This window comes from Pseudomonas tohonis (genome assembly GCF_012767755.2).
GTDB lineage: Bacteria > Pseudomonadota > Gammaproteobacteria > Pseudomonadales > Pseudomonadaceae > Metapseudomonas > Metapseudomonas tohonis.
On the sequence record NZ_AP023189.1, the window covers coordinates 1,594,962 to 1,616,409 of the forward strand.

General features: G+C 67.9%; 19 protein-coding genes and 1 pseudogene. 15 read left to right on the forward strand and 5 right to left on the reverse strand.

Annotation, left to right across the window (positions count from 1 at the left end; translation table 11 throughout):
* Positions 1 to 144 precede the first annotated feature (144 nt).
* On the reverse strand, positions 145 to 939 hold the full coding sequence (locus HSX14_RS07380; protein WP_173176288.1) for an SDR family NAD(P)-dependent oxidoreductase: 795 nt from the start codon (positions 937 to 939) through the stop codon (positions 145 to 147).
* A 327-nt stretch (positions 940 to 1,266) separates the two neighbouring features.
* Between HSX14_RS07380 and HSX14_RS07385 the strand changes: the two genes are divergently transcribed.
* The 4 genes from HSX14_RS07385 (at position 1,267) to HSX14_RS07400 (ending at position 5,717) form a co-directional block, all read left to right on the forward strand.
* Positions 1,267 to 2,631: a CSLREA domain-containing protein gene (locus tag HSX14_RS07385; protein ID WP_173176290.1), complete on the forward strand. Its 1,365-nt coding sequence runs from the start codon at positions 1,267 to 1,269 to the stop codon at positions 2,629 to 2,631.
* A 150-nt stretch (positions 2,632 to 2,781) separates the two neighbouring features.
* Entirely contained in the window at positions 2,782 to 4,407 is a 1,626-nt protein-coding gene (locus HSX14_RS07390) for a methyl-accepting chemotaxis protein (protein ID WP_173176292.1), read from the forward strand.
* Positions 4,408 to 4,779: 372 nt separating this feature from the next.
* On the forward strand, positions 4,780 to 5,151 hold the full coding sequence (locus HSX14_RS07395; protein WP_173176294.1) for a 1-pyrroline-5-carboxylate dehydrogenase: 372 nt from the start codon (positions 4,780 to 4,782) through the stop codon (positions 5,149 to 5,151).
* Entirely contained in the window at positions 5,148 to 5,717 is a 570-nt protein-coding gene (locus tag HSX14_RS07400) for a DUF4166 domain-containing protein (RefSeq protein ID WP_173176296.1), read from the forward strand. Before HSX14_RS07395 ends, HSX14_RS07400 begins: the two co-directional genes overlap by 4 nt.
* A 51-nt stretch (positions 5,718 to 5,768) precedes the next feature.
* Here HSX14_RS07400 and HSX14_RS07405 read toward each other — a convergent pair whose 3' ends face one another.
* Genes HSX14_RS07405 through HSX14_RS07415 form a run of 3 tightly spaced genes read right to left on the reverse strand, consistent with a single transcriptional unit; the run spans position 5,769 to position 7,887 of the window.
* Positions 5,769 to 6,863, reverse strand: a complete 1,095-nt coding sequence (locus HSX14_RS07405) for a hypothetical protein (protein ID WP_173176298.1) — start codon at positions 6,861 to 6,863, stop codon at positions 5,769 to 5,771.
* A gap of 51 nt (positions 6,864 to 6,914) precedes the next feature.
* On the reverse strand, positions 6,915 to 7,385 hold the full coding sequence (locus HSX14_RS07410; RefSeq protein WP_173176300.1) for a YchJ family protein: 471 nt from the start codon (positions 7,383 to 7,385) through the stop codon (positions 6,915 to 6,917).
* Between the two features lie 4 nt (positions 7,386 to 7,389).
* The gene (locus HSX14_RS07415; RefSeq protein ID WP_173176302.1) at positions 7,390 to 7,887 is read right to left on the reverse strand and encodes a DUF6231 family protein; all 498 of its coding nucleotides are present in this window, start codon (positions 7,885 to 7,887) and stop codon (positions 7,390 to 7,392) included.
* A 134-nt stretch (positions 7,888 to 8,021) separates the two neighbouring features.
* Here HSX14_RS07415 and HSX14_RS07420 point away from each other — a divergent pair, with 134 nt between their 5' ends.
* From HSX14_RS07420 to HSX14_RS07435, 4 genes are all read left to right on the forward strand, one after another.
* Complete coding sequence (locus tag HSX14_RS07420) at positions 8,022 to 8,720, forward strand: PA1041 family peptidoglycan-binding anchor lipoprotein (protein WP_173176304.1); 699 nt, start codon at positions 8,022 to 8,024, stop codon at positions 8,718 to 8,720.
* Positions 8,721 to 8,819: 99 nt separating this feature from the next.
* Positions 8,820 to 9,554: a PA1041 family peptidoglycan-binding anchor lipoprotein gene (locus HSX14_RS07425; RefSeq protein WP_173176306.1), complete on the forward strand. Its 735-nt coding sequence runs from the start codon at positions 8,820 to 8,822 to the stop codon at positions 9,552 to 9,554.
* Between the two features lie 113 nt (positions 9,555 to 9,667).
* Entirely contained in the window at positions 9,668 to 9,943 is a 276-nt protein-coding gene (locus HSX14_RS07430; protein ID WP_111260571.1) for a DUF1145 domain-containing protein, read from the forward strand.
* A complete protein-coding gene (locus tag HSX14_RS07435; RefSeq protein WP_173176308.1) occupies positions 9,936 to 10,700 on the forward strand; it encodes a collagen-like protein in 765 nt (254 codons plus the stop codon). The genes HSX14_RS07430 and HSX14_RS07435 overlap by 8 nt, the downstream gene beginning before the upstream one ends.
* 19 nt (positions 10,701 to 10,719) lie before the next feature.
* Here HSX14_RS07435 and HSX14_RS07440 read toward each other — a convergent pair whose 3' ends face one another.
* Complete coding sequence (locus HSX14_RS07440; protein ID WP_173176310.1) at positions 10,720 to 11,184, reverse strand: CopD family protein; 465 nt, start codon at positions 11,182 to 11,184, stop codon at positions 10,720 to 10,722.
* 93 nt (positions 11,185 to 11,277) lie between these two features.
* On the opposite strand from HSX14_RS07440, the gene dinG reads away from it, so the two are divergent.
* The 7 genes and pseudogenes from dinG (at position 11,278) to HSX14_RS07475 (ending at position 21,447) form a co-directional block, all read left to right on the forward strand.
* On the forward strand, positions 11,278 to 13,422 hold the full coding sequence (gene dinG / locus HSX14_RS07445) for an ATP-dependent DNA helicase DinG (protein WP_173176312.1): 2,145 nt from the start codon (positions 11,278 to 11,280) through the stop codon (positions 13,420 to 13,422).
* 137 nt (positions 13,423 to 13,559) lie between these two features.
* Positions 13,560 to 15,998, forward strand: a complete 2,439-nt coding sequence (locus HSX14_RS07450) for a beta-agarase (RefSeq protein ID WP_173176314.1) — start codon at positions 13,560 to 13,562, stop codon at positions 15,996 to 15,998.
* A 105-nt stretch (positions 15,999 to 16,103) separates the two neighbouring features.
* Positions 16,104 to 17,249: a serine hydrolase domain-containing protein gene (locus HSX14_RS07455; RefSeq protein WP_197970212.1), complete on the forward strand. Its 1,146-nt coding sequence runs from the start codon at positions 16,104 to 16,106 to the stop codon at positions 17,247 to 17,249.
* 177 nt (positions 17,250 to 17,426) lie between these two features.
* Positions 17,427 to 18,092: pseudogene (locus tag HSX14_RS07460) on the forward strand (OmpA family protein); the annotation flags it as partial.
* Between the two features lie 48 nt (positions 18,093 to 18,140).
* Entirely contained in the window at positions 18,141 to 18,788 is a 648-nt protein-coding gene (pdxH, locus tag HSX14_RS07465) for a pyridoxamine 5'-phosphate oxidase (protein WP_173176318.1), read from the forward strand.
* A gap of 59 nt (positions 18,789 to 18,847) precedes the next feature.
* Positions 18,848 to 20,002 (forward strand): sugar diacid recognition domain-containing protein, encoded by a 1,155-nt coding sequence (locus HSX14_RS07470; protein ID WP_173176320.1) that lies wholly within the window; start codon positions 18,848 to 18,850, stop codon positions 20,000 to 20,002.
* Positions 20,003 to 20,088: 86 nt separating this feature from the next.
* The gene (locus HSX14_RS07475) at positions 20,089 to 21,447 is read left to right on the forward strand and encodes a GntP family permease (RefSeq protein WP_173176323.1); all 1,359 of its coding nucleotides are present in this window, start codon (positions 20,089 to 20,091) and stop codon (positions 21,445 to 21,447) included.
* Position 21,448: the final 1 nt, after the last annotated feature.

Genomic DNA, 21,448 nt, shown 5'->3' on the forward strand with positions numbered 1-21,448 from the left:
TTCGACTCCGCCCGGTGGAGGTAAACAGCGACCTCCACCCTACGCCCCAGTCATCTCCGCGCGTCAGCCCGGCGGTCCTGCAGGGGCGACTTCAGTCGCCAGGCGGCGTGCAGCGCCGCCATTTCCGCGCCTTACCCGCAGTGCTCACTTGTACCGCGCCGCCGCGCTGCTGCGGGACATGTTCGGGCCGAGCTTGGTGCGGGCGCTGACCACGGCGGCCCAGTCGGCGGCGTCGGGGAGGGAGGGGATGGTGACCAGTTCGCCCTGGTCGAAGCCGGCCAGCGCGGCGTCCACCATCTCGCCGGCTTCCATGATCATGTTCGGGTCCAGGTGCGCGGCGTCGATGCCGGAGCGCTCCCAGATCTCGGTGCGGGTGATGCCCGGCAGCACGGCCTGCACCTGCACGCCCTTGGCGGCGATCTCGTGGTTCAGGGTCTGGGTCAGGCTGAGCACGTAGGCCTTGGTAGCGCTGTAGGTGGCGTTGAACATCTCGGGGATCAGCGCGACCACCGAGGCGAGGTTGATGATCGCGCCTTCGCCGGCATCGCCGAAGCGCTTGGCGGCGACCACCGAGAGGTGGGTGAGGGCGGTGACGTTGAGCTGGATCATCGAGTCGACCTGGTCGAGGTCGGCGTCGGCGAGCGTACCGTTCTGCGCCACGCCGGCGTTGTTGACCAGCACCTTGATAGCGGCGTCGGTGGCCAGGCGCTGTTCGACCGCACGCAGGTCGGCGCGCTGGGTGAGGTCGGCCTTGAGGGTTTCGACCTTCACGCCGTATTCGCCGCCGAGGCGCTGGGCCAGTTCGTCCAGGCGCTTCTGGTCGCGGGCCACCAGCAGCAGGTCGAGGCCACGGCGGGCCAGGCGTTCGGCGTAGGTGGCGCCGATCCCGGAGGATGCGCCAGTGATCAGTGCGGTGCCTTTGAGGTTGTGCGAGCTCATTGCGGATCTCCGGAAGAGGGAAGGAATGTTTATATGATGCCTGTAATTCACGATTTATATTATGACTATAATTTTATCTGTCAAGCGAAGCATCACCGTCATTCAAGCGGAGCGACAAACGGATTCCAGCCTCTGCTGCGCTGGCGGACGAATGGTGATGCGAGGGCAGTGGCCTGATGAACGGCCGTGAACCGGCGCCCCGCTGGCCGGTCCATTTTCCGTGGCCGCCAGGATGGCAGGACGCGGATGCGGGCCACGCCGATGCGGTGGCCGACAGGGCGACCGCTGCCATGGCCAATGACCGGCTGTCGCCGAAAGGAACTCGCCATGTCCCACCGCTGCCGGCCGCGCCTGGCCACCTCGCTGATGCTCGCCTCCCTGCTCGCGCTGCCGACCCTGGCAGCTGCACGGGACTTCCACGTGACCCGCACCGATGACGTTTTCAATGGCCGCTGCGATGCCGACTGCTCCCTGCGCGATGCGGTCGAGGCCGCCAACCGCCTGGGTGGCAAGAACCGCATCCTGCTGCCCGCCGGAACCTATGCCCTGACCTTGCCGCCGGCGCTGGGCGAGGAGGGCGAGATCCTCGACGAGGACCTGAACCTCAACGGCGACCTCGACCTGCGAGCCGGCGAGCTGGCCCTGGTGGGAGCGGGGGTGGGGGTCAGTGTCATCGATGGTTCGGGCATCGATCGCCTGCTGGAGGTCGACCTCGGCGTCACCCTGCGGCTCCAGGACCTGACCCTGCGCAACGGCCACACCACCCGCAACGGCGGTGCCATCGAGAACTTCGGCTACCTGGTGGTGCGGCGCGTGGCATTCCAGGACAACCGCGCCAGCTTCGGCTTCTACGATGGCGACGGCGGCGCGATCTCCAATCGCGGCACGCTGGAGGTCTACAGCTCGGTGTTCGAGCGCAACCGCGCGGACTTCGGCGATTCAGGGCGCGCCCTGGGCGGCGCGATCTTCAACGGCGGGCTCCTGACCCTGCGCGACAGCCTGTTCAGCGAGAACGTCACCAACGGCGACGACGTGGTCGCCCTCGGCGGGGCGCTGTTCAACACCGGCACCGCCGATGTCGCCCGCAGCGCCTTTCTCCATCACCGCGCCGACGGGCCCGGCGTGGTCATCCGCAACGACGGCAACGGCGTGCTCAGGCTGACCAACGTCACCGTCTCCGGCAAGAACGCCAACGGCGAGGGGGACTACGACGCCGTGGTCGCCAACGGCTCCGACTACCCCATGTTCGCCGGTACGCCGAGCCTGCAACTGGTCAACGTCACCATCGCCGACAACCTCACCCTCGGCCTGCTCAACCATGGCCGTCTGTCGGTTCGCAACAGCCTGATCGTCGGCAACGGCAACGAATCCATCGGCGTCGCCAACTGCGCCAATGGCGGTGATTCGGCGAGCTACCAGGCCAGTGGCCTGCTGCTGGGCACCGATACCGGCAACTGCACCGCCGACATCCAGGTGAACGATGCCGAAGCTTTCACCCGGGTGCTCTACCCGCTGGCGGCCAATGGTTCCAGCCTGCCGACCCACGCCCTGCGCCCTCGCAGCCCGGCGGTGGACACCGGCGTCGGCTCCTGCACCCGGCAGGATCAGCGCGGTTCCATGCGGCCACGGGATGGCGATGGCGACGGCACGGCGCTGTGCGACCTGGGTGCCTATGAGCGGTCCAAGCCCTGAGGCGCAGGCAGATTTTTTGCAAATTGTTTCAAACCTGAAGCGTCGATTAGAAAAAGCAATTTCAGGATCGGCCCGGTTCGTCTGATAAGACTGGAGCTGCAATCCGAATCGGCAGGGACGCTGGCGAGACCCCAACCCGCAGGTACTGCCATGTCCATACGATCCATCACCATCGCTTCGCGCGCTTCCCTGTGTTTCGCCCTGATCACCCTGCTGGTGATCGTCCTCGGTGGTTTCTCATGGCAGCAGATGCATGTGCTGCGGGGTGCTGAACAGGACATCGAGACCAACTGGCTACCTTCCATCCAGACCGCCAACGACATCCAGACCAGCCTGCTGCACGTCCGCCTGGAGAGCTTGCGGCTGCTCGCCAGCACCACCCCCGACGAACAGCGCAACGCGCTCGACCGGTTGCAGAGCGCGCGCCAGACCCTGACCGAGAAAAGCGAGCACTACCGCCGCAACATGATCACCAGTGCCGAAGAGCAGCGCGTGTTCGATGGCTCGGCGCAGGCCCTGCAGGCCTACATGGCGGGGTTGCAGAAGCTGATCGACCTGCAAGGCCGCGACCCCGCCCAGGCGTTGCTCTGGGCCAACGGCGGCCAACGCGACCTGGCGACGACCTACCAGCAGCACGTGACCAAGCTGATCGACCTCAACGCCGCTGGAGTCAAGCGCTCGGGGGTTGCCGCCGGCGATGCCTACGACACCAGCATCAATATCGTCGTCGGCGCGGTGCTGCTGGCCCTGGCGATGACCGTGGCGCTGGCCATGACCCTGACCCGCAGCATCGTGCGGCCGCTGGGCGATTCGCTGCGCTTCGCCGAATCCATCGCCAAGGGCGACCTGACCCGCACCGTCGAAGTCAGCGGGCAGGACGAGGCCACGCGCCTCAGCGAGGCACTGCGGCGCATGCAGGAGAACCTGCGGCAGACCATCCGGCAGATTTCCGACTCCTCCATCCAGCTCGCCTCGGCGGCCGAGGAGATGACCAGCGTCACCGAGCAGGGCAGCCTGACCCTGCAGCAGCAGAATTCCGAGATCGAGCAGGCCGCCGCGGCGGTCAACCAGATGACCGCTGCGGTGGAGGAAGTGGCGCGCAACGCGGCGTCGGCCTCGACGTCGGCGCGCCAGTCCAGCGAGGCGGCGAACCTGGGCAACCAGCGCGTGGCCCAGACCCTGGATGCCATCCGTCATCTTTCCCAGCAGGTGCAGGAAACCGAAGAACGTGTCCAGGGCCTGGCCCAGCAGGCGGTGGATATCAGCCAGGTGCTCAATGTCATCCGATCCATCGCCGAGCAGACCAACCTGCTGGCGCTCAACGCTGCCATCGAGGCGGCGCGGGCGGGCGAGCAGGGCCGAGGCTTCGCCGTGGTGGCCGATGAAGTGCGTGCCCTGGCGCACCGCACCCAGACCTCGACGCTGGAGATCGAGAAGATGATTTCCTCGATCCAGTCCGGCACCCATTCGGCGGTGCAGGCCATGCAGGCTAGCAACAGCCAGGCCCAGGCCACGCAACTTTCGGCCGACGAGGCAGGGCGCGCACTGCAGGAGATCACCGAGGCGGTGGGCACCATCGACGAGCGCAACATGCAGATCGCCACGGCTTCCGAGCAGCAGGCCCATGTGGCACGCGAGGTGGACCGCAACCTGATGAGCATCCGCGACCTGTCGATCCAGAGCGCCGCCGGTGCGCACCAGACCACGGCGGCCAGCAGCGAACTGGCGCGCCTGGCGGTGGACCTGAAGGGGCTGGTGGCGCGGTTCAGCGTTTAAGGTGGGCAAGCCCGCGAGGGTGGATGTCGCTTTCGGCATCCACCGCGCGGAGGTGCTCGCCACCGGGAGCTGAGCCTCACTCCGTGGGAGCGAATTCACTCGCGAAGCTCTTCACGGGTCGGCCCAGACATGAGCCGCCCTGTGTTGGGCTTCACTGCGTTCGGCGCCGAGCGCCTGCTTTTTTCCTCCTGGTGCGAATTCACTAGCGACGCCTTTCCCAAGCTCCTCCAGCCCTCCGCTTCCCGGCATGGGAACCATCTCCCACTCCCACGGACGAACAGCTGTAGGCCTCTGGACAAGCGGCCGGGCGGCGGCATAGCGTTGCCGGGCGCCGGTCGTGGCGCGGGGTTCACAGTCTTCCAAGGAGCGATGGTGTTCGATCTTCTCAAGCCGACGTTGTACGTCCGCGTCTACCGCAACCGCATGCTGATCCGCGAGCTCCAGGCCCAGCGCGAGCAGGATGTGCATGCGAGCTTCAGCACCGAGCGGTTGCTGGTCGGGCAGTTCAATGAAGCCAGGGTCGCGCTGCGCCAGGCGATCAAGCTGATGCTGCGTGGCAAGTGGATGTCCATGGCGCCCACCATTCTCGTGCAGCCGATGGAGATGACCGAAGGCGGCCTGTCCCAGGTCGAGGAGCGGATCTTCCACGAGCTCGGCGCAGGCGTCGGTGGGCGGCGGGTGCGGGTTCACATCGGCGACGAGCTCAACGACGAGGCGGTGCGCCGCCAACTGGACGGGCGATGAGCACGGACCGGGTCGAGTTCTGGTTCGGCGAGGGCTTCAGCGGGCTGCACCCCTTGCTGCAGCGGCTGCATCGCCAGGGTGGCGTGCTCGAAGGCGAGGTGGAGCTCGCGACGGGCGCAGGTCTCGCCGGGTGGCTGGGGCGCCGGCTGGCGGGAAAACTGGGCATTCCCCTCGGTGCGCGGCGCGTGCCCCTGCGCGTGGATATCCATTGCGATGAGTCGGGCCTGCACTGGAACAGGCGTTTCGCGGGTTCTGCCCCCCTGGTTTCCCTGTTCCGCCCCGTGGGGCATTGGCCGGATGGGCACTGGGAGGAATGCACCGGTGCCCTGCGCCTGGCACTGAAGGTCGATACCCGTGACGGTGGCTGGCGCTGGGTGCCGATTGCTGCCTGGGTCCGGGGCATCCGCGTTCCGCTGGCCCTGTTGCCGCGTACCACCGCCTACAAGCGCATCGAGGGCGGGCATTATCACTTCTACGTCGGTTTCTCGTTGCCGGGGCTGGGGGAGTTGTTCTCCTACAGCGGCGGCCTGGAGCTCCTGCCCGCCGGTACGGCAGGGGGCGCCTGAGCCCGGGAGAGGTCGAGGCCGCGACCCCTTTGTCCCAGGCTCACACGGGCTTCACGGCGCCGTGCACTTCTCCTTCGCCTTGTCCGCGTCCAGCTTGCGGATGGAGGTGTAGAACAGCTCGCAGGTCTGCACCTTGTCGGTCACCAGCCACTTCTGCTTGCAGCTGTCGAGCGTGCTGCTCGGGTTGGCGCTGTGGTCCTTGCCCATCCCGGCCTGCCAGCAGGCGGCGGTGATGTCCTGGCCCATGACCTTGAGGCCGGCGGCATCGGCCTTGGCCTGGTCGCCGTCGTAGTTCTCCGGGTCGGCGGCGTACCAGATGTAGCTGGGGTGGTTGCTGCCCAGCACCGGCACCTTCTGGTCGGCTGCGGGGCTGATGGTGCCGAGGCCGAGCACGCCGATGGTGGTGCCGTACTGCTGCTTGATCCAGCTGCGCACCGGCCCGCCGAAGGCGACCATCGGCAGCGCCGGGCTGCCCTTGGTGAGCTGCTGCACCATGCGCGTCTGGTAGGGGGTGAAGTAGCTGTAGACGCCTTCCAGGTCGCTGCCGGCGCTGGCCGGGGCGGCGATGGGGGTGATGTCGATGATGGTCTGGTAGCCGGGCGTATCGTCAGCGGCGACACCGTTCTGCTCCAGCAGGTCGGCCCAGCGGTCGGTGGTGGCCGACTCCAGGTAGTCCTGGGCCTTGGTCAGCGAGTAATCCGGCGGGAAGTGCAGCAGTTCGATGCTGCGGCGGTTCTCCAGGGCCATGCCCAGGGGCAGGAAGAGGTACCAGCTGTACTGCCACTTGCCATCGGTGTTGAGCTGGCTGGCGCCCTTGTAGGCGAGATCGCCCGCATCCAGCAGCTGCACCAGGGGCAGGCCGTAGTCGGCGGGCACGCCGCTGAAGCGGGCGTAGAGCCCCTTGTCGTCACGGCCCACCTTGACCTGGCCACCGGCGATGCCATCGCGCTTCAGGCTCTGCCCGAGGTAGTGCTCCACGGTCTGTTCCAGGGTCCAGTCGCGGTAGCAGATGACGCTGCAGTTGTTGGGGTAGGCGAACAGGCGGGTGACCCGTTCCTGGCTGCCCAGGCTGACCTGGACGTCGGCGGCCTGGGCGAAACAGGCGAGGCCCGCGAGGAACGGGGCGAGCAGGGTGCGCATGCGCATGGACATCTCCTTGTTGTCGTGTGGCGAATCCTTCCGGGGCGGGGCGCTCGGTCAGAGGTATCCCGCACAGCATTTCTTGAATTTCTGCCCGCTGCCGCAGATGCACGGGTCGTTGCGCCCGGCCCTGGTTTCCACGGTCGGGTCGATGAAGTACCAGCGCCCGTCGTTCTGTACGAAGGAGGAACGTTCGCGATAGCTGTGCTCGCCGCCCTGGTCGTGCCAGCGGGCGGTGAAGGTGACCAGGGCGTGCTCGGGCTTGCCGCCGAGCAGCTCGAAGGCCTCCACCTCGAGGCCGAGCCAGGTGCTCTGGAGGCTCCAGGCCTTCATCGCGTCGCGGTCCAGCCCGTCGCGCTGGGCGGGCAGCGTGGTTTCCACCAGGTAGTCCACCAGGCCGAGCACATAGGCGCTGTAGCGCGAGCGCATCAGGGCCTCGGCGCTGGGGGCGGGGTGGCCGCCGTGATGGCGACCGCAGCAGAGGTCGAGGAGGTTGCCGCTGCCGCAGGGGCATGTGGTCGCGTTCATGCCGTCACCACCAGTACTTGCCGAAGTTCTCGGGGTTGGCCCAGAACTTCGCGTTCAGCCAGTCGGGTACCTGCTTGTATTCGCGCAGGTCGTAGGTGAACAGGCTGAGCACCTGTTCATCGCGCTGGAAGCGCTCGGTGGCCTGCAGGGCGAGGGCGAAGAAGTCGGTGTCGGTCCATTCGCAGGCGGCGAGGTCCACCAGCACGGCGATGCGGCTGGCGTTGAGGTTGCGGATGCCGCCGAGCAGCTGCAGGGCGGTGCGCTTGGGTAGGTGTTCGAGGCAATCGGCGACCAGCGCCAGGTCGAAGCGTTGCGCCGCCTGCTCGGCCGGCAGCGGGCCGGCGGGCACCTGCACCACCTGGCTTTCCGGGTGGGCGGCGGCGAAGGCTTCGAGGGCCGGGAGCGGGGAGTTGCCCACCAGCAGCAGGCGCGCCGGTGCATAGCGGTCGAGCAGGGCGGCAAGGGCCTGCTGCGGGGTGCGGGAGGAGAAGCTTGCGGTCATCGAAAATCCTCGGACAAGTCTGCGAAGACTAGCCTGCTGCCTGCGGCTGGCCTAGTGCTGGCGGTTTTTAAATCACAGGTCTTTACTCCCCAGTTATCGGTTTCCAAAGGCCGATATCACGAGGAGACACGCATATGAGCATCACAAGGACAGCAATACCCTTGCTACTTGTGTCGACTCTGCTGACCGGTTGCGCCGGCCTGCAGAAGACCGACTGGCCCAAGTGTGCAGCAGTAGGCGGTGTAGGCGGTGCAGCGTTGGGTGCGATCGAAAGCAGTTCCTGGGCAGGCTGGGGCGCGTTGATCGGCGGCGGCATGGCTGCCGGCTACTGCTGGGTCCATGGCGACGGCGACGAGGATGGCGATGGTGTGCCTGACAGTCGCGACAAGTGCCCGGGCACTCCGCCGGGCGTGCAGGTGGATGCGAACGGTTGCCCGCCCGCGCCGGTCGTGGAAGAACGGGTCGAGGAAGTGGTCGTGGTCGAGGACGAGACCATTGTCGTGCGCGACCTGCTGTTCGCCTTCGACTCCGCGACGCTGGACCCGGCCGACAAGGCCAAGCTGGACACCATCGCCAGCCGCCTGCGCAACGAAGCCCCGACCGCCAAGCTGACCATCACCGGTCACACCGACAGCGTCGGCGCCGACAGCTACAACCAGAAACTCTCCGAGAAGCGCGCCCACTCCGTGACGGACTACCTGGTCTCGACCGGCGTACCCAAGGGCAGCATCGTCGGCGTCAGCGGCGCGGGCGAAAGCCAGCCGGTCGCCGACAACGGCACGGCCGACGGTCGCGCGCTGAACCGCAGGGTGGAAATCCTGATCGACCGCTGAACCCCGCGTCCGTCGCGGCGTGCAGCTTGTGCGCCGTGACGGGCGGGTCTTTACTCCTGTGTTACCGGTATGGGACCGGTGACACAGGAGATCCTCACCATGAGAACCTTCTCACGGGCTGCTCTACTTCTTCTGGTCGGCAGTGTTCTCTCGGGTTGCGTCTCGACGTCCAGTACGGGCGACGCGCCGCTCAACCAGGGGAACTGGCCTCTTTGCAGTGCGATTGGCGGTCTGGCCGGCGGTGGGCTGGGCGCTATCGAGAGTTCCGCTTGGGCTGGTGGAGGTGCCGTTGCAGGTGCCATCGTCGGCGGTCTGATCTGTTACGCACAGGATGGCGACGAGGATGGTGACGGGGTCTTCGACCGCCGTGATACCTGCCCGAACACGCCGGCCGGTACACAGGTCAACCACAACGGTTGTCCGCAGAAGACCTACCCGGCCGTGGTCAAGGCCGAGGAACCCGCTCCCGAGCCCGCTCCACAGAGCGAGGTGATCGTGCTCAGCGACCAGGGCAAGGTGCTGTTCGCCTTCGATTCGGCCGAGCTCACCAGCGATGCCAAGTCGCAACTGAACGAAGTGGCCACGCGCCTGAGCGATGCCACCACGGTCAGCGTCAAGGTCGTGGGCCACACCGACAGCGTCGGTTCCGATACCTATAACCAGGGACTCTCGGAACGGCGTGCCAGGAGTGCGGCCGACTACCTGATCAGCCAGGGCGTTTCCGCAGGCAAGGTCACCACCGAGGGACTCGGCGAGAGCCAGCCGGTGGCGGACAACGGCACCGATGCCGGACGTGCGCAGAACCGTCGCGTGGAGATCCACGTCGCTCGTTGAGGCGGCGGCGTCGTACCGAAGGGGCCCTCGCGGCCCCTTCTTCATGTGCACCATTTGGCAGCGGCGAAGACGAGGAGTAAGGTCGGCGGACTAAAAAAACAGAGGGGGGTGGCATGAAACTTTTCCTGGGGGTGGGCAAGCTGGTTGCCCTGGTGTTCTGGCTGGCGGTGCTGGCCAATCTGATCGAACCTTTCGCCAAACCGTTCGCGTCCCTGCTCAACGCCGTCGCCGCCCTGGTGCTCGGCCTGCACCTGCTGGAGCTGGTGGTGTGCAACGGGCAGTTGCGCACTCGCCCGCGCCCCTGGAACGACCGCCTGCAACTGCTGCTGTTCGGCGTCTTCCACCTGCTCGGCCTGCCCCGTTCCGAGGGAGGTCGCCAGCATGCGTAAGCTCTGCCTCCTGGCCTTGCTGGCCAGCCCCGTGGTCCTGGCTGAAAGCAGCGTCAGCGTCGACGCCAACAGCCTTCTCAAGCTTCCCGCCCGGGTCGGTTCCCTGAGCCTCGACCGCGTGGTGGTGAACGACTACGGCACCCTGGTGATCCCGGCCAGCGTCACCGAGCTGCGCATCGGCGAGTTGCTGATGGGGCGGGACGCGCGCATCGGCATCGCCCCCTCCGACCAGCCCTTCAGCCTCGTGGTGCGCCAGGGCGAGATCGGCACCGGCGGCCACATCACCGCGTCCGGCGCCGCCGGCAGCATGAAGAAGCCGGCCAGCGCAGGCCGCGACCTGAGCCTGCGCCTGGAGCAGGTGCGGGTGGACGAGATCACCCTGGATGTCCGTGGCGGCATCGGTACGCCCGGCTACAGCGGGCTCGCCGGTGCGGATGGCGATTCGGGCGGCTGCCTCTGGGGCAGCGCCAGCCGTGGCCATGACGGCCAGAACGGCGGCGACGGCCAGGCCGGGGGCGCGGGCGGCCACATCCGCCTGGAAGTGCCGGTGGATTTCCCTGTCGAACAGGTGAAGGTACGCCTGGAAGGCGGCGCCGGTGGCCCGGCGGGCGAGGCGGGGGCCGCGGGAGCGGGCGGAGCCGCCAAGGGCTGCCTGTTCTACCGCACCGATGCCGGCGGCAAGGGCCGTCCGGGGCAACCGGGCCAGCCGGGCAGCGCGGGGGCTGCCGGCCGGCTCGACGTGGTGCGCATCCAGTAGTCGTCTAGGCGCCGCGGCCTCAGAAGTTCGGACGTGCCGCGGCGATCGCCACCAGGAACAGGCCCAGCAGCAGGTTGATGCCCACCAGGCGGCGGATGCGACCCAGCACCGCGCCGCCGGTCGGCCAATCCTCGGCCGCTATCGCGCGGCGCAGCTCCGGCAGCTGCAGGGCGTTGACCCGCAGGAACAGCGCCAGCATGGCGATGTACAGCCCCATCATGATGTGGACGTAGCGCGGCGCGCCGTCGAAGCCGGCGAAGCGCATGTGCATCATGCCCACGCCGCTCACCGGCAGCAGGACCACCGCCACCCAGACCCAGAGGAAGAAGCGGCGGAACACCTCGACCCAGAGCTTCAGCCGTGCCGGCGCATCGAGCGCCTGGACCGCGGCGGGGCGCAGCACCATCCAGGCGAAGAACATGCCGCCGACCCACACCAGGGCGGCGAGGACGTGGACGGCGTAGAGCGCGGCGAAGGGCGTCATCGGGTTTTCTCCAGTCGGAAACAGGGCGCGCTATGATAGCCGCCCTGTTAAAGTACTGAAAATTTATCCAGCCTTCCGCGCCCGCAAGTACCCATGCTCAGCACCGAACTCAAGTCCCAGATCCAGGGCGCCTATTCCCGTTTCCTCGAAGCCAAGGGGCTCAAGGCCCGCTACGGCCAGCGCCTGATGATCGCCGAAGTGGCCAAGGTGCTGGGCGCCATCAAGGCCGACGACGAGGGCCATCGCGATGGCGAGCCCGCCGTGGTCGCGGTGGAGGCGGGAACCGGTACCGGCAAGACGGTCGCCTACAGCCTGGCGGCCATTCCCTCGGCCAAGGCCGCCGGGAAGCGCCTGGTGATCGCCACCGCCACCGTGGCGCTGCAGGAGCAGATCGTCCACAAGGACCTGCCCGACCTGATCCGCAACAGCGGGCTCAATTTCAGCTTCGCCCTGGCCAAGGGGCGGGGTCGCTACCTGTGCCTGTCCAAGCTCGACATGCTGCTGCAGGACGGCCAGGCGCAGAGCGCCACCGCGCAGCTGTTCGCCGACGAGGGCTTTCGCATCGACGTCGACGAGAGCGGGCAGAAGCTGCTCAACCAGATGATCGAGAAGCTCGCCGGCAACCGCTGGGACGGCGACCGCGACTCCTGGCCCGAGGCGATCGAGGATCAGGACTGGGCGCGCGTCACCACCGATCACAGCCAGTGCACCAAGCGCCACTGCCCCAACTTCCAGCAGTGCGCCTTCTACAAGGCGCGCGAGGGCATGACCAAGGTCGACGTGATCGTCACCAACCACGACATGGTCCTGGCCGACCTGGCCCTGGGCGGCGGCGCCGTGCTGCCGGACCCGCGCGAGACCGTCTACGTGTTCGACGAGGGCCATCACCTGCCGGACAAGGCCATCGGCCACTTCGCCCATTTCACCCGCCTGCGTTCCACCGCCGACTGGCTGGAGACGGTGGCCAAGAACCTCACCAAGCTGCTCGCCCAGCACCCGCTGCCGGGCGACCTCGGCCGCCTGATCGAGAACGTGCCGGAGCTGGCGCGGGAGATCCGCGGCCAGCAGCAGTTCATGTTCACCGCCTGCGAGGAGGTCGCCGACTTCCGCGCCGGCGAGGACATGGAAGGGCGCGAGCGCCCGCGCCATCGTTTCGAGGCCGGCGTGGTCCCCGAGCACCTGATCGAGATGGGTATCGAGCTGAAGAAGGGCTTCGCCAAGCTCAACGACGTCTTCACCCGCCTCACCGAGCTGCTCAAGGAAGCCATGGACGGGGAGGGCAGCGTCGGCATCGCCAGCCACCAGGCCGAGGAGTGGTACCCGCTGTTCGGCAGCCTGCAGACCCGCGCCCAGGGCAACTGGGAGCTGTGGACCGCCTTCACCGCCGAGGACCCGGAGGAGAGCCCGCCCATGGCACGCTGGCTGACCCTCGCCGAGTTCGGCTCGGCCTATGACATCGAGGTCAACGCCAGCCCGATCCTCGCCGCCGAGACCCTGCGGCGGAACCTGTGGAACGTCGCCTATGGCGCCCTGGTCACCTCCGCCACGCTCACCGCGCTCGGCACCTTCGACCGCTACCGCATGCGCGCGGGCCTGCCGAAGAAGGCCGTCACCGCCGTGGTGCCCAGCCCCTTCCACCATGCCGACGCGGGCGTGCTCAAGGTGCCGGACCTCAAGGCCGACCCCCGCGATGCCGCAGCCCACACCGCCGCGATCATCCGCGACCTGCCGCAACTGGTCGAAGGCTCGCGCGGCACCCTGGTGCTCTACGCCTCGCGCAAGCAGATGCAGGAGGTCTTCGACGGCCTCGACCGCGACTGGCGCAAGCGCGTGCTCATCCAGGGCAACCTGTCCAAGCAGGAGACCCTGAACAAGCACAAGCAGCGGGTGGACGAGGGCGAGACCAGCGTGCTGTTCGGGCTGGCCAGCTTCGCCGAGGGTGTCGACCTGCCCGGCGCGTACTGCGAGCACGTCGTCATCGCCAAGATCCCCTTCGCCGTGCCCGATGACCCGGTGGAAGCGGCGCTGTCGGAGTGGATCGAGGCGCGCGGCGGCAACCCCTTCATGGAGATCGCCGTGCCCGATGCATCGCTGCGCCTGGTGCAGGCCTGCGGCCGCCTGCTGCGTACGGAATCCGACCGCGGCACCATCACCCTGCTCGACCGGCGGGTCGTGACCCAGCGCTACGGCAAGGCGATTCTCAATGCGCTGCCGCCCTTCCGCCGGGAGATCGGCTGAAACAGCCACCGCGGCGCTTGACGCCGGGCCCGCCTCTGCGATGATTGCCGGCTTGCGCGGGCACGGTTTTGCAGATCGCGGGCAACATTCGCCCATTCCGCTGTCTATGCACTGACTTCATGTGGGGAATCGGTTTCATGTCATCCAGAACCAAACCAGCGCTGCTGCTGCCCATCCTGCTCGCCATCGGTGGCTTGAGCGCGGCGGCACAGGCCGAGACGCTGTTCAACTTCGTACGCCCGCTGGACTCCGTCACCGTCACCACCCAGGACGCCGGCCTGCCCAGCGTGACCGCCGAGAACACGCCCGAGGGCGAGATTCTTCGTCGTCTGAATTTCAACCAGGCCGACAAGCCCAGCCTGCGCCTCGCGCCGCAGAGCGGGACCTGGGACTGGAGCAAGGCCGGGGCCATGAGCTTGCGCCTGCAGAGCGCCATGGACTGGGCCCTGACCCTGGACGTGACCATCGAGAGTGCCGACGGCAAGGTCGTGCGCACCCGCCTGGCCCTGCCCGCCGGCCCGGCGCAGACACTGCTGGTCCCGCTCACCGCCACCTCGCCCCGCGCCCACGGCATGCGCGCCGCGCCGCCGCAGCCCTGGGTCCGCGACGGCAAGCGCTACCTGCTGGCCACCGAAGTGGAGGGCGAACTGGACCTGACCAAGGTCAGCGCCGTGACCCTTTCCCTCGACCACCCCAATGCCGTGCAGAGCGTTTTGCTGGGCCGCTTCGGCACCGCCGAGCAGAGCCTGCAGGACGACTACTACAAGGGCCTGATCGACGGCTACGGGCAGTACACCCGCGCCGACTGGCCGGAGAAGATCAAGAACGACGAGCAGCTCAAGAGCGCCGCCCAGCAGGAGCGCAAGCAGCTCGATGAGTGGCAGAAGAAGCTCCCCGAGCAGGACGCCTACGGTGGCTGGCTGGCCGGCCCGAGCTTCGAGGCCAAGGGGTTCTTCCGCACCGAGAAGCGCGATGGGCGCTGGTACCTGGTGACCCCGGAAGGCCATCCCTTCTATTCCCTGGGCGTCAACGCCGTCACTCCCGAGCACAGCCAGACCTACGTGGAAGGCCGCGAGGCGATGTTCACCGCCCTGCCCAAGGACGGCGAACCCCTGGCCGCCTGGTACGGCAACGGCGACAGCCGCCGCGACACCGGTTCGACCAAGGGACGCGCCTTCGACCACGGTCGCTGGTACGACTTCTATGGCGCCAACCTGGAACGCACCTACGGCAAGCAGGACAAGGCCGCCTGGGTCGACCACAGCATCGAGCGCCTCAAGGCCTGGGGCTTCAACACCGTCGGAAACTGGAGCGCGGGCGAGTTCAACACCCTCCAGCGCATGCCCTACACCATTCCGCTGTCGATCCACGGCGACTACGCCACCATCAGCACCGGCCTCGACTGGTGGGGCGGCATGCCCGACCCGTTCGACCCGCGCTTCGCCATGGCCGCCGAACGGGCCATCGCCATCGCCGCGCGTGATCATCGCGACGACCCCTGGCTGATCGGCTACTTCGCCGACAACGAGCTGGCCTGGGCCGGCCCCGGCGACGATCCGAAATCCCGCTACGCGCTGGCCTACGGCACCCTGCGCCTGACCACCGACGTGCCGGCCAAGCGTGCCTTCCTCAAGCAGCTGCGCGACAAGTACCGCAACCAGCAGGGCCTGTCCCAGGCCTGGGGCGTCGAGCTGCCCGCGTGGGAGCTGATGGAGGACCCGGGCTTCGAGGCGCCGCTGCCGAACCCCGAGCACCCGGCCATCGAGGAAGACCTCAAGCGCTTCCAGCGCTTCTTCGCCGACACCTATTTCAAGACCATCGCCGAGTCGATGAAGTGGCACGCGCCGAACCACCTGCTGCTGGGCGGTCGTTTCGCCGCCAGCGTGCCGGAGGCGGTGGAGTCCTGCGCCCAGTACTGCGATGTGCTGAGCTTCAACTTCTATACCCGCGAACCGCAGCATGGCTACGACTTCGAGTACCTGCGCAAGCTGGACAAGCCGCTGATGGTCACCGAGTTCCACTTCGGTTCCCGCGATCGCGGCCCGTTCTGGGGGGGCGTGGCCGAGGTCTACAAGGAAGAGGAGCGCGGCCCGGCCTACGCCAACTTCCTGAAGAAGGCCCTGGAGGAGCCGCTGATCGTCGGCGCCCACTGGTTCCAGTACCTCGACCAGCCGGCCAGTGGCCGACTGCTCGACGGCGAGAACGGCCACCTCGGCCTGGTGGGTATTACCGACCGTCCCTATGACGGCTTCGTCAAGGCGGTGCGCAAGGCCAACCTGGACGTCGCCGCGCAACTGGCAAAGCCCGTCGAAGCCCAGCCGGCCGACAAGCCGGCGGAGAAGGCCGCGGCACCGGCTCCCGCTGCCAAGCCCGAGGCCAAGCCTGCTCCCAAGCCGGAAGCCAAGCCCGAGGCCAAGCCGGTCGAGCCCAAGCCCGAGGCGGCGCCGGCCGAGCAACCCGAGCAATCGGAGAAGCCCGTCGGCAAGCCCACCGACGAGGCGACGCCCAAGCCCGACCCCGCGCCGAAGGTCGAGACCGACCCCGCGCAGAAGCAGGATGCGCCGGATGCATCCTGAGTCATTCGACTGACCGATGGACCCTGCGCCGAACTTCGGCGAGGTTCACAAAGGACGGCGGCCTTGGTAACAATGCCGCCGTCATTTTTTTCGAGGAGAGTGCCGGTGCAGACCCAGGGTTACTTCGACTTGCGCTTCGAGAAGGTGCGCGACCAGTTCGCCGCGCTGTTCGACGATCCCCAGGAGCGCGGCGCCGCGCTCTGCGTCCAGGTGGGCGGCGAGACCGTGCTCGACCTCTGGGCCGGTGTCGCCGACAAGGACGGCCAGGAAGCCTGGCAGACCGACACCATCCTCAACCTGTTCTCCTGCACCAAGACCTTCACCGCCGTCGCCGCGCTGCAGCTGGTGGGCGAGGGCAAGCTCGAGCTGGACGTGCCCGTGGCCCGCTACTGGCCCGCGTTCGCCGCTGCCGGCAAGGAGCGCATCACCCTGCGCCAGCTGCTCTCCCACCGCGCCGGCTTGCCGGCGATCCGCCAGCCGCTGCCCGCAGAAGCCCTCTACGACTGGCAGGCGATGACCGCCGCGCTGGCCGCCGAGGAACCCTGGTGGACGCCGGGCGAGGAACACGGCTATGCCCCCATCACCTATGGCTGGCTGGCCGGCGAGGTGATCCGCCTGGCCGACGGGCGCGGCCCGGGCGAATCGATCGCCGCGCGCATCGCCCGCCCGCTGGGGCTGGATTTCCATGTCGGCCTGGATGACGCCGAGTTCCATCGCGTGGCCCATATCGCCCGCGCCAAAGGCAACCTGGGCGACGCCTCGGCCCAGCGCCTGCTCAAGTGCATGATGAGCGAGCCCACCGCCCTCAGTACCCGTGCCTTCACCAACCCGCCGTCGATCATGACCAGCACCAACAAGCCCGAATGGCGGCGCATGCAGCAGCCGGCGGCCAACGGCCACGGCAACGCCCGCAGCCTGGCGGGCTTCTACGCCGGCCTGCTGGACGGCCAGTTGCTCGACTCCGCGCTGCTCGCCGAGCTCACCCGCGAGCACGCCGTCGGCGACGACCGCACCCTGCTGACCCGTACCCGTTTCGGCCTGGGCTGCATGCTCGACCAGCCGGACGTGGCCAACGCCACCTACGGCATGGGCAGGCTCGCCTTCGGGCATCCCGGCGCCGGCGGCTCCATCGGTTTCGCCGATCCGGAACGCGAGGTCGCCTTCGGCTTCGTCACCAACACCCTCGGCCCCTATGTGCTGATGGACCCGCGCGCCCAGCTCCTGGCACGCACCTTCGCCGAGTGCCTGTAGCGGCACCGCTCGTCAGTTGAGCGCAATATCCCTTTGCGGATGAAGGGGTTGCGTCCAGAATTTCAGCTTGTACCTGAGATTGATGCGCCATCATGCGATGGCGCATCGCCTTCTCCCTTCACCTGTTATGGGGGCCCCTCCATGAAGCTGCTCAAGTCGTCCACCTTGATCCTCTGCATGACCGTTTCCGGTTGCAGCACCTTCAGCCACGACAAGCCGGCGGAACAAGCCCATGCACAGAACAGCGGCACCAGCCACTGGTGGTGGCCGTTCGGTGGCAGCGACGAGAAGGTGGCCAAGGCCGAGGTGCCCAAGGTCGACGAGAAGCTGACCCAGGCCTGGCTGGACCAGTACGAGCCGCGCCTGCGCGAGGCGGTCAAGGGCAGCAAGCTGGAAGTGGAGCGCCGCGACAACCTGCTGGTGGTCACCGCGCCGGTGGAAGGCTCGTTCAATCCCGATCGCCCCAGCATGCTGCTGCCCATCACCCTCGGCCCCTTCAGCCGTGTCGCCAAGCTGGTGGAGGGCGATCCCAAGACCGGCGTGCTGGTCCTCGGCCATGCCGACACCTCCGGCGAGGATGCCCTCAACCGCAAGCTCAGCCAGGAGCGCGCCCAGGCGGTGGCGGCGATCTTCCGCCTCAGCGGCCTGCAGCGTGATCGCCTGTCGCTCAAGGGCGTCGGTTCCGACATGCCCCGCGCGGCCAACGACAGCAAGGACGGGCGTTCCCTGAACCGCCGCGTGGAGATCCTCCTCACCCCGCAGGACACCCTGGTGGCCCTGCTGGCCCGCTACAACCAGCCACCGAAGGTCGCCCAGCAGGTGGTTGCGGCAGATCAAGGAAAATGAGCCTTCCTTGGGTAAGCTAGGGCTTTCCTTTTCCAGGACGCCGTGATGACCCAGACCCTCGCCGACATGCGCCGCGACTACACCCGCGACGGCCTCAGCGAAGCCCAGGCTCCCGAGGAGCCCTTCGCCCTCTTCCAGCAGTGGTTCGGCGATGCGGTGAAGACCGAGCAGCTGCCGGTCGAGCCCAACGCCATGACCCTGGCGACCGTCGATGCCGACGGTCGACCGCACTGCCGGGTGCTCCTGCTCAAGGGGCTCGATGCGCGCGGCTTCACCTTCTTCAGCAATTATGAGAGCGCCAAGGGCGAGCAGCTCGCGGCCCGTCCCTTCGCCGCCATGACCTTCTTCTGGCCCAGCCTGGAGCGGCAGGTACGCATCGAGGGCCGTGTCGAGCGGGTCACCCCGGAAGAGTCCGATGCCTATTTCCAGGTGCGCCCCCTGGGCAGCCGCATCGGCGCCTGGGCCTCGCCGCAGAGCCGGGTGATCGCCGACCGTGCCGAGCTGGAGCAGCTCCTCGCCGAGACCGAGCGGCGCTTCCTCAACCTGGCGCCCACCTGCCCGCCGCACTGGGGCGGCTACCGCCTGCTGCCCGAACGCGTCGAGTTCTGGCAAGGCCGTCCGAGCCGCCTGCACGACCGCCTCAACTACCGCCTCGTCGACGGCCGGTGGATGTTCGAACGCCTCGCCCCCTGAGGCTTTCCCGGGCGGCGTAGCCGCCCTGTAGACTGGCGGCTTCCCCAGGAGGCCGCCCCATGCTCGAACTCGACTCCACCCTGGCGCAGCACATCGTCGACCGCGCCATGGCCATCCTTCCGCACAACATCAATGTCATGGATGCCCAGGGCATGATCATCGGCAGCGGCGACCCGCTGCGCATTCACACCCGCCACGAGGGCGCCCAGCTGGTGTTGGCCAACCGCCGCGTGGTGGAGATCGACGAACAGGCCGCCGCCTGCCTGCGGGGCGTGCGCCCCGGGGTGAACCTGCCGCTGTTCCATGCCGAGCGACTGATCGGCGTGCTTGGTATCACCGGCGAGCCGGATACGGTGCGCCCTTATGCCGAACTGGTGCGCATGGCCGCGGAAATGCTGGTGGAGCAGCGCCAGCTGCAGGCCGAGCGGCACTGGCAGCGTCACCAGCTGGACGCCTGGCTGAACCAGCTCGCCGACCCACGGACCGACCTGGTGCAACTGGCCGCCGAGGCCGAGCGCATCGGCCTGCAACTGCCCTGGAGGCAGCAGGTCTGCGTGCTGGAGCTGATGGAGGAGGGCGACCCGGCGGAACGACGGGCGCGGGTCCTGGATGGGCTGGCCCGGCAGGGGATGCTGGGTGCGGCATTGTCCGCCCGTGAACTGATCTGCTGCCGGCCCTACAGCGCCGAGCGCGATGACGATACCTGGCTGGCCCAGGCCGACGAACGTGGCTGGGGCATCGCCCGCCTGTGCATCAGCGACCCCCAGGCCGGCATCGGTGACCTGCGCGAAGCCGCCCTGGCGACCCGGTCGCTGCATGCCTTCGCCCGTGCCTGCCGAGCGCAGCAGCGCATCTTCCACCTGGAGGAGCACCGGCTGTCGACGCTGCTGTTCAGCCAGCGCAGCAACTGGCTGCTACGGCGCTGGCTCGGCCCGCTGCAGGCGCTGGTCGATGCGGATGACGACGGCGTGCTGTGTCGCACCCTGCAGTGTTGGCGCGAGCACGATGGGCACGGCAATGCCTGTGCCCAGGCCCTCGGCATTCACCGCAACACCTTGCGCTACCGGCTGGAGCGCATCGCCGAACTGGTAGGGCTGGAGCGCCCGCGTCACGACCAGTTGCTGTTGCTCGGCCTGGGGCTGGACCTGCTGGGCTGGCCCAAGGTCGATTGTGCGAATGCACGGATGGGTGGCATCGAAGACGCTGTCCGTTAGGTCGTATGCATAAGGCTATTGCGCTCGGGATCGCGCAGAATCGGGCGGCTATCCGGCATCCATAACAACAACTAAGGAGTCCGCACATGGGCCTGGTCCTAATCCTGGTGGCGTTGATCGCCTTCATCGTGCTGTCCACCACCCGCTTCAAACTGCATCCCTTCCTTGCGCTGCTCGCCGCGGCCTTCATCGCCGGCTTCGCCTACCAGGTCCCCACCGGCGAGATCGTCAAGACCATCACCACCGGCTTCGGCAGCATCCTCGGCTACATCGGCATCGTCATCGTCCTGGGCACCGTCATCGGCGTGATCCTCGAGCGCAGCGGCGCGGCCATCACCATGGCCGAGACGGTCATCCGCCTGCTGGGTGAACGCTTCCCCACCCTGACCATGTCGATCATCGGCTACCTGGTGTCCATCCCGGTGTTCTGCGACTCGGGCTTCGTCATCCTCAATTCGCTGAAGAACGCCCTGGCGGCACGCATGCGTGTCTCCACCGTGGCCATGAGCGTGGCGCTGGCCACCGGCCTCTACGCCACCCACACCTTCGTGCCGCCCACCCCCGGCCCCATCGCCGCCGCAGGGAACCTCGGCCTGGATGCCAGCCTCGGGCTGGTGATCGCCGTCGGCCTGGTGGTGGCGCTGGCTACCGCCCTGGCGGGCATGTGGTGGGCCAACCGCTTCATCGGTCGCGAGGTGCAGCTGGAGGACGACCACCTGCCGCTGTCGGCGGACCAGGACTTCGCCGCGCTGCGTGCCGGCTACGGCAAGCTGCCCAGCGCCTTCCAGGCCTTCGCGCCGATCTTCGTGCCCATCCTGCTGATCTGCCTGGGCTCCATCGCCGCGTTCCCCGCCAAGCCCTTCGGCAGCGGCACCGTCTTCGGCCTGCTGAGCTTCCTCGGCCAGCCGGTGGTGGCCCTGCTGGTGGGGGTTGCCCTGGCCTGCACGCTGCTCAAGAGCGAGGACAAGCGCAAGGAGTTCCACGATCACGTGGTGGAGGGCATCGTGTCCGCCGCGCCCATCCTGCTGATCACCGGTGCCGGTGGCGCGTTCGGCGCCATGCTCAAGGTCACCCCGCTGGGCGACTACCTCGGCAGCACCCTGTCAGCGCTGGGCATCGGCCTGTTCATGCCCTTCGTGGTCGCCGCCGCGCTGAAGACCGCGCAAGGCTCGACCACCGTGGCGCTGGTCACCACTTCCGCCCTGGTGGCGCCGCTGCTCGGCCAGCTGGGCCTGGACAGCGAGATGGGGCGCGTGCTCACCGTGATGGCCATCGGTGCGGGCGCCATGACCGTGTCCCACGCCAACGACAGCTTCTTCTGGGTGGTGACCCAGTTCAGCCGCATGCCGGTGTCCCTGGCCTACCGTGCGCAGACCCTGGCGACCCTGGTGCAGGGCATCGTCGGCATGCTCGTCACCTGGCTGCTCAGCCTGATCCTGCTCTGAC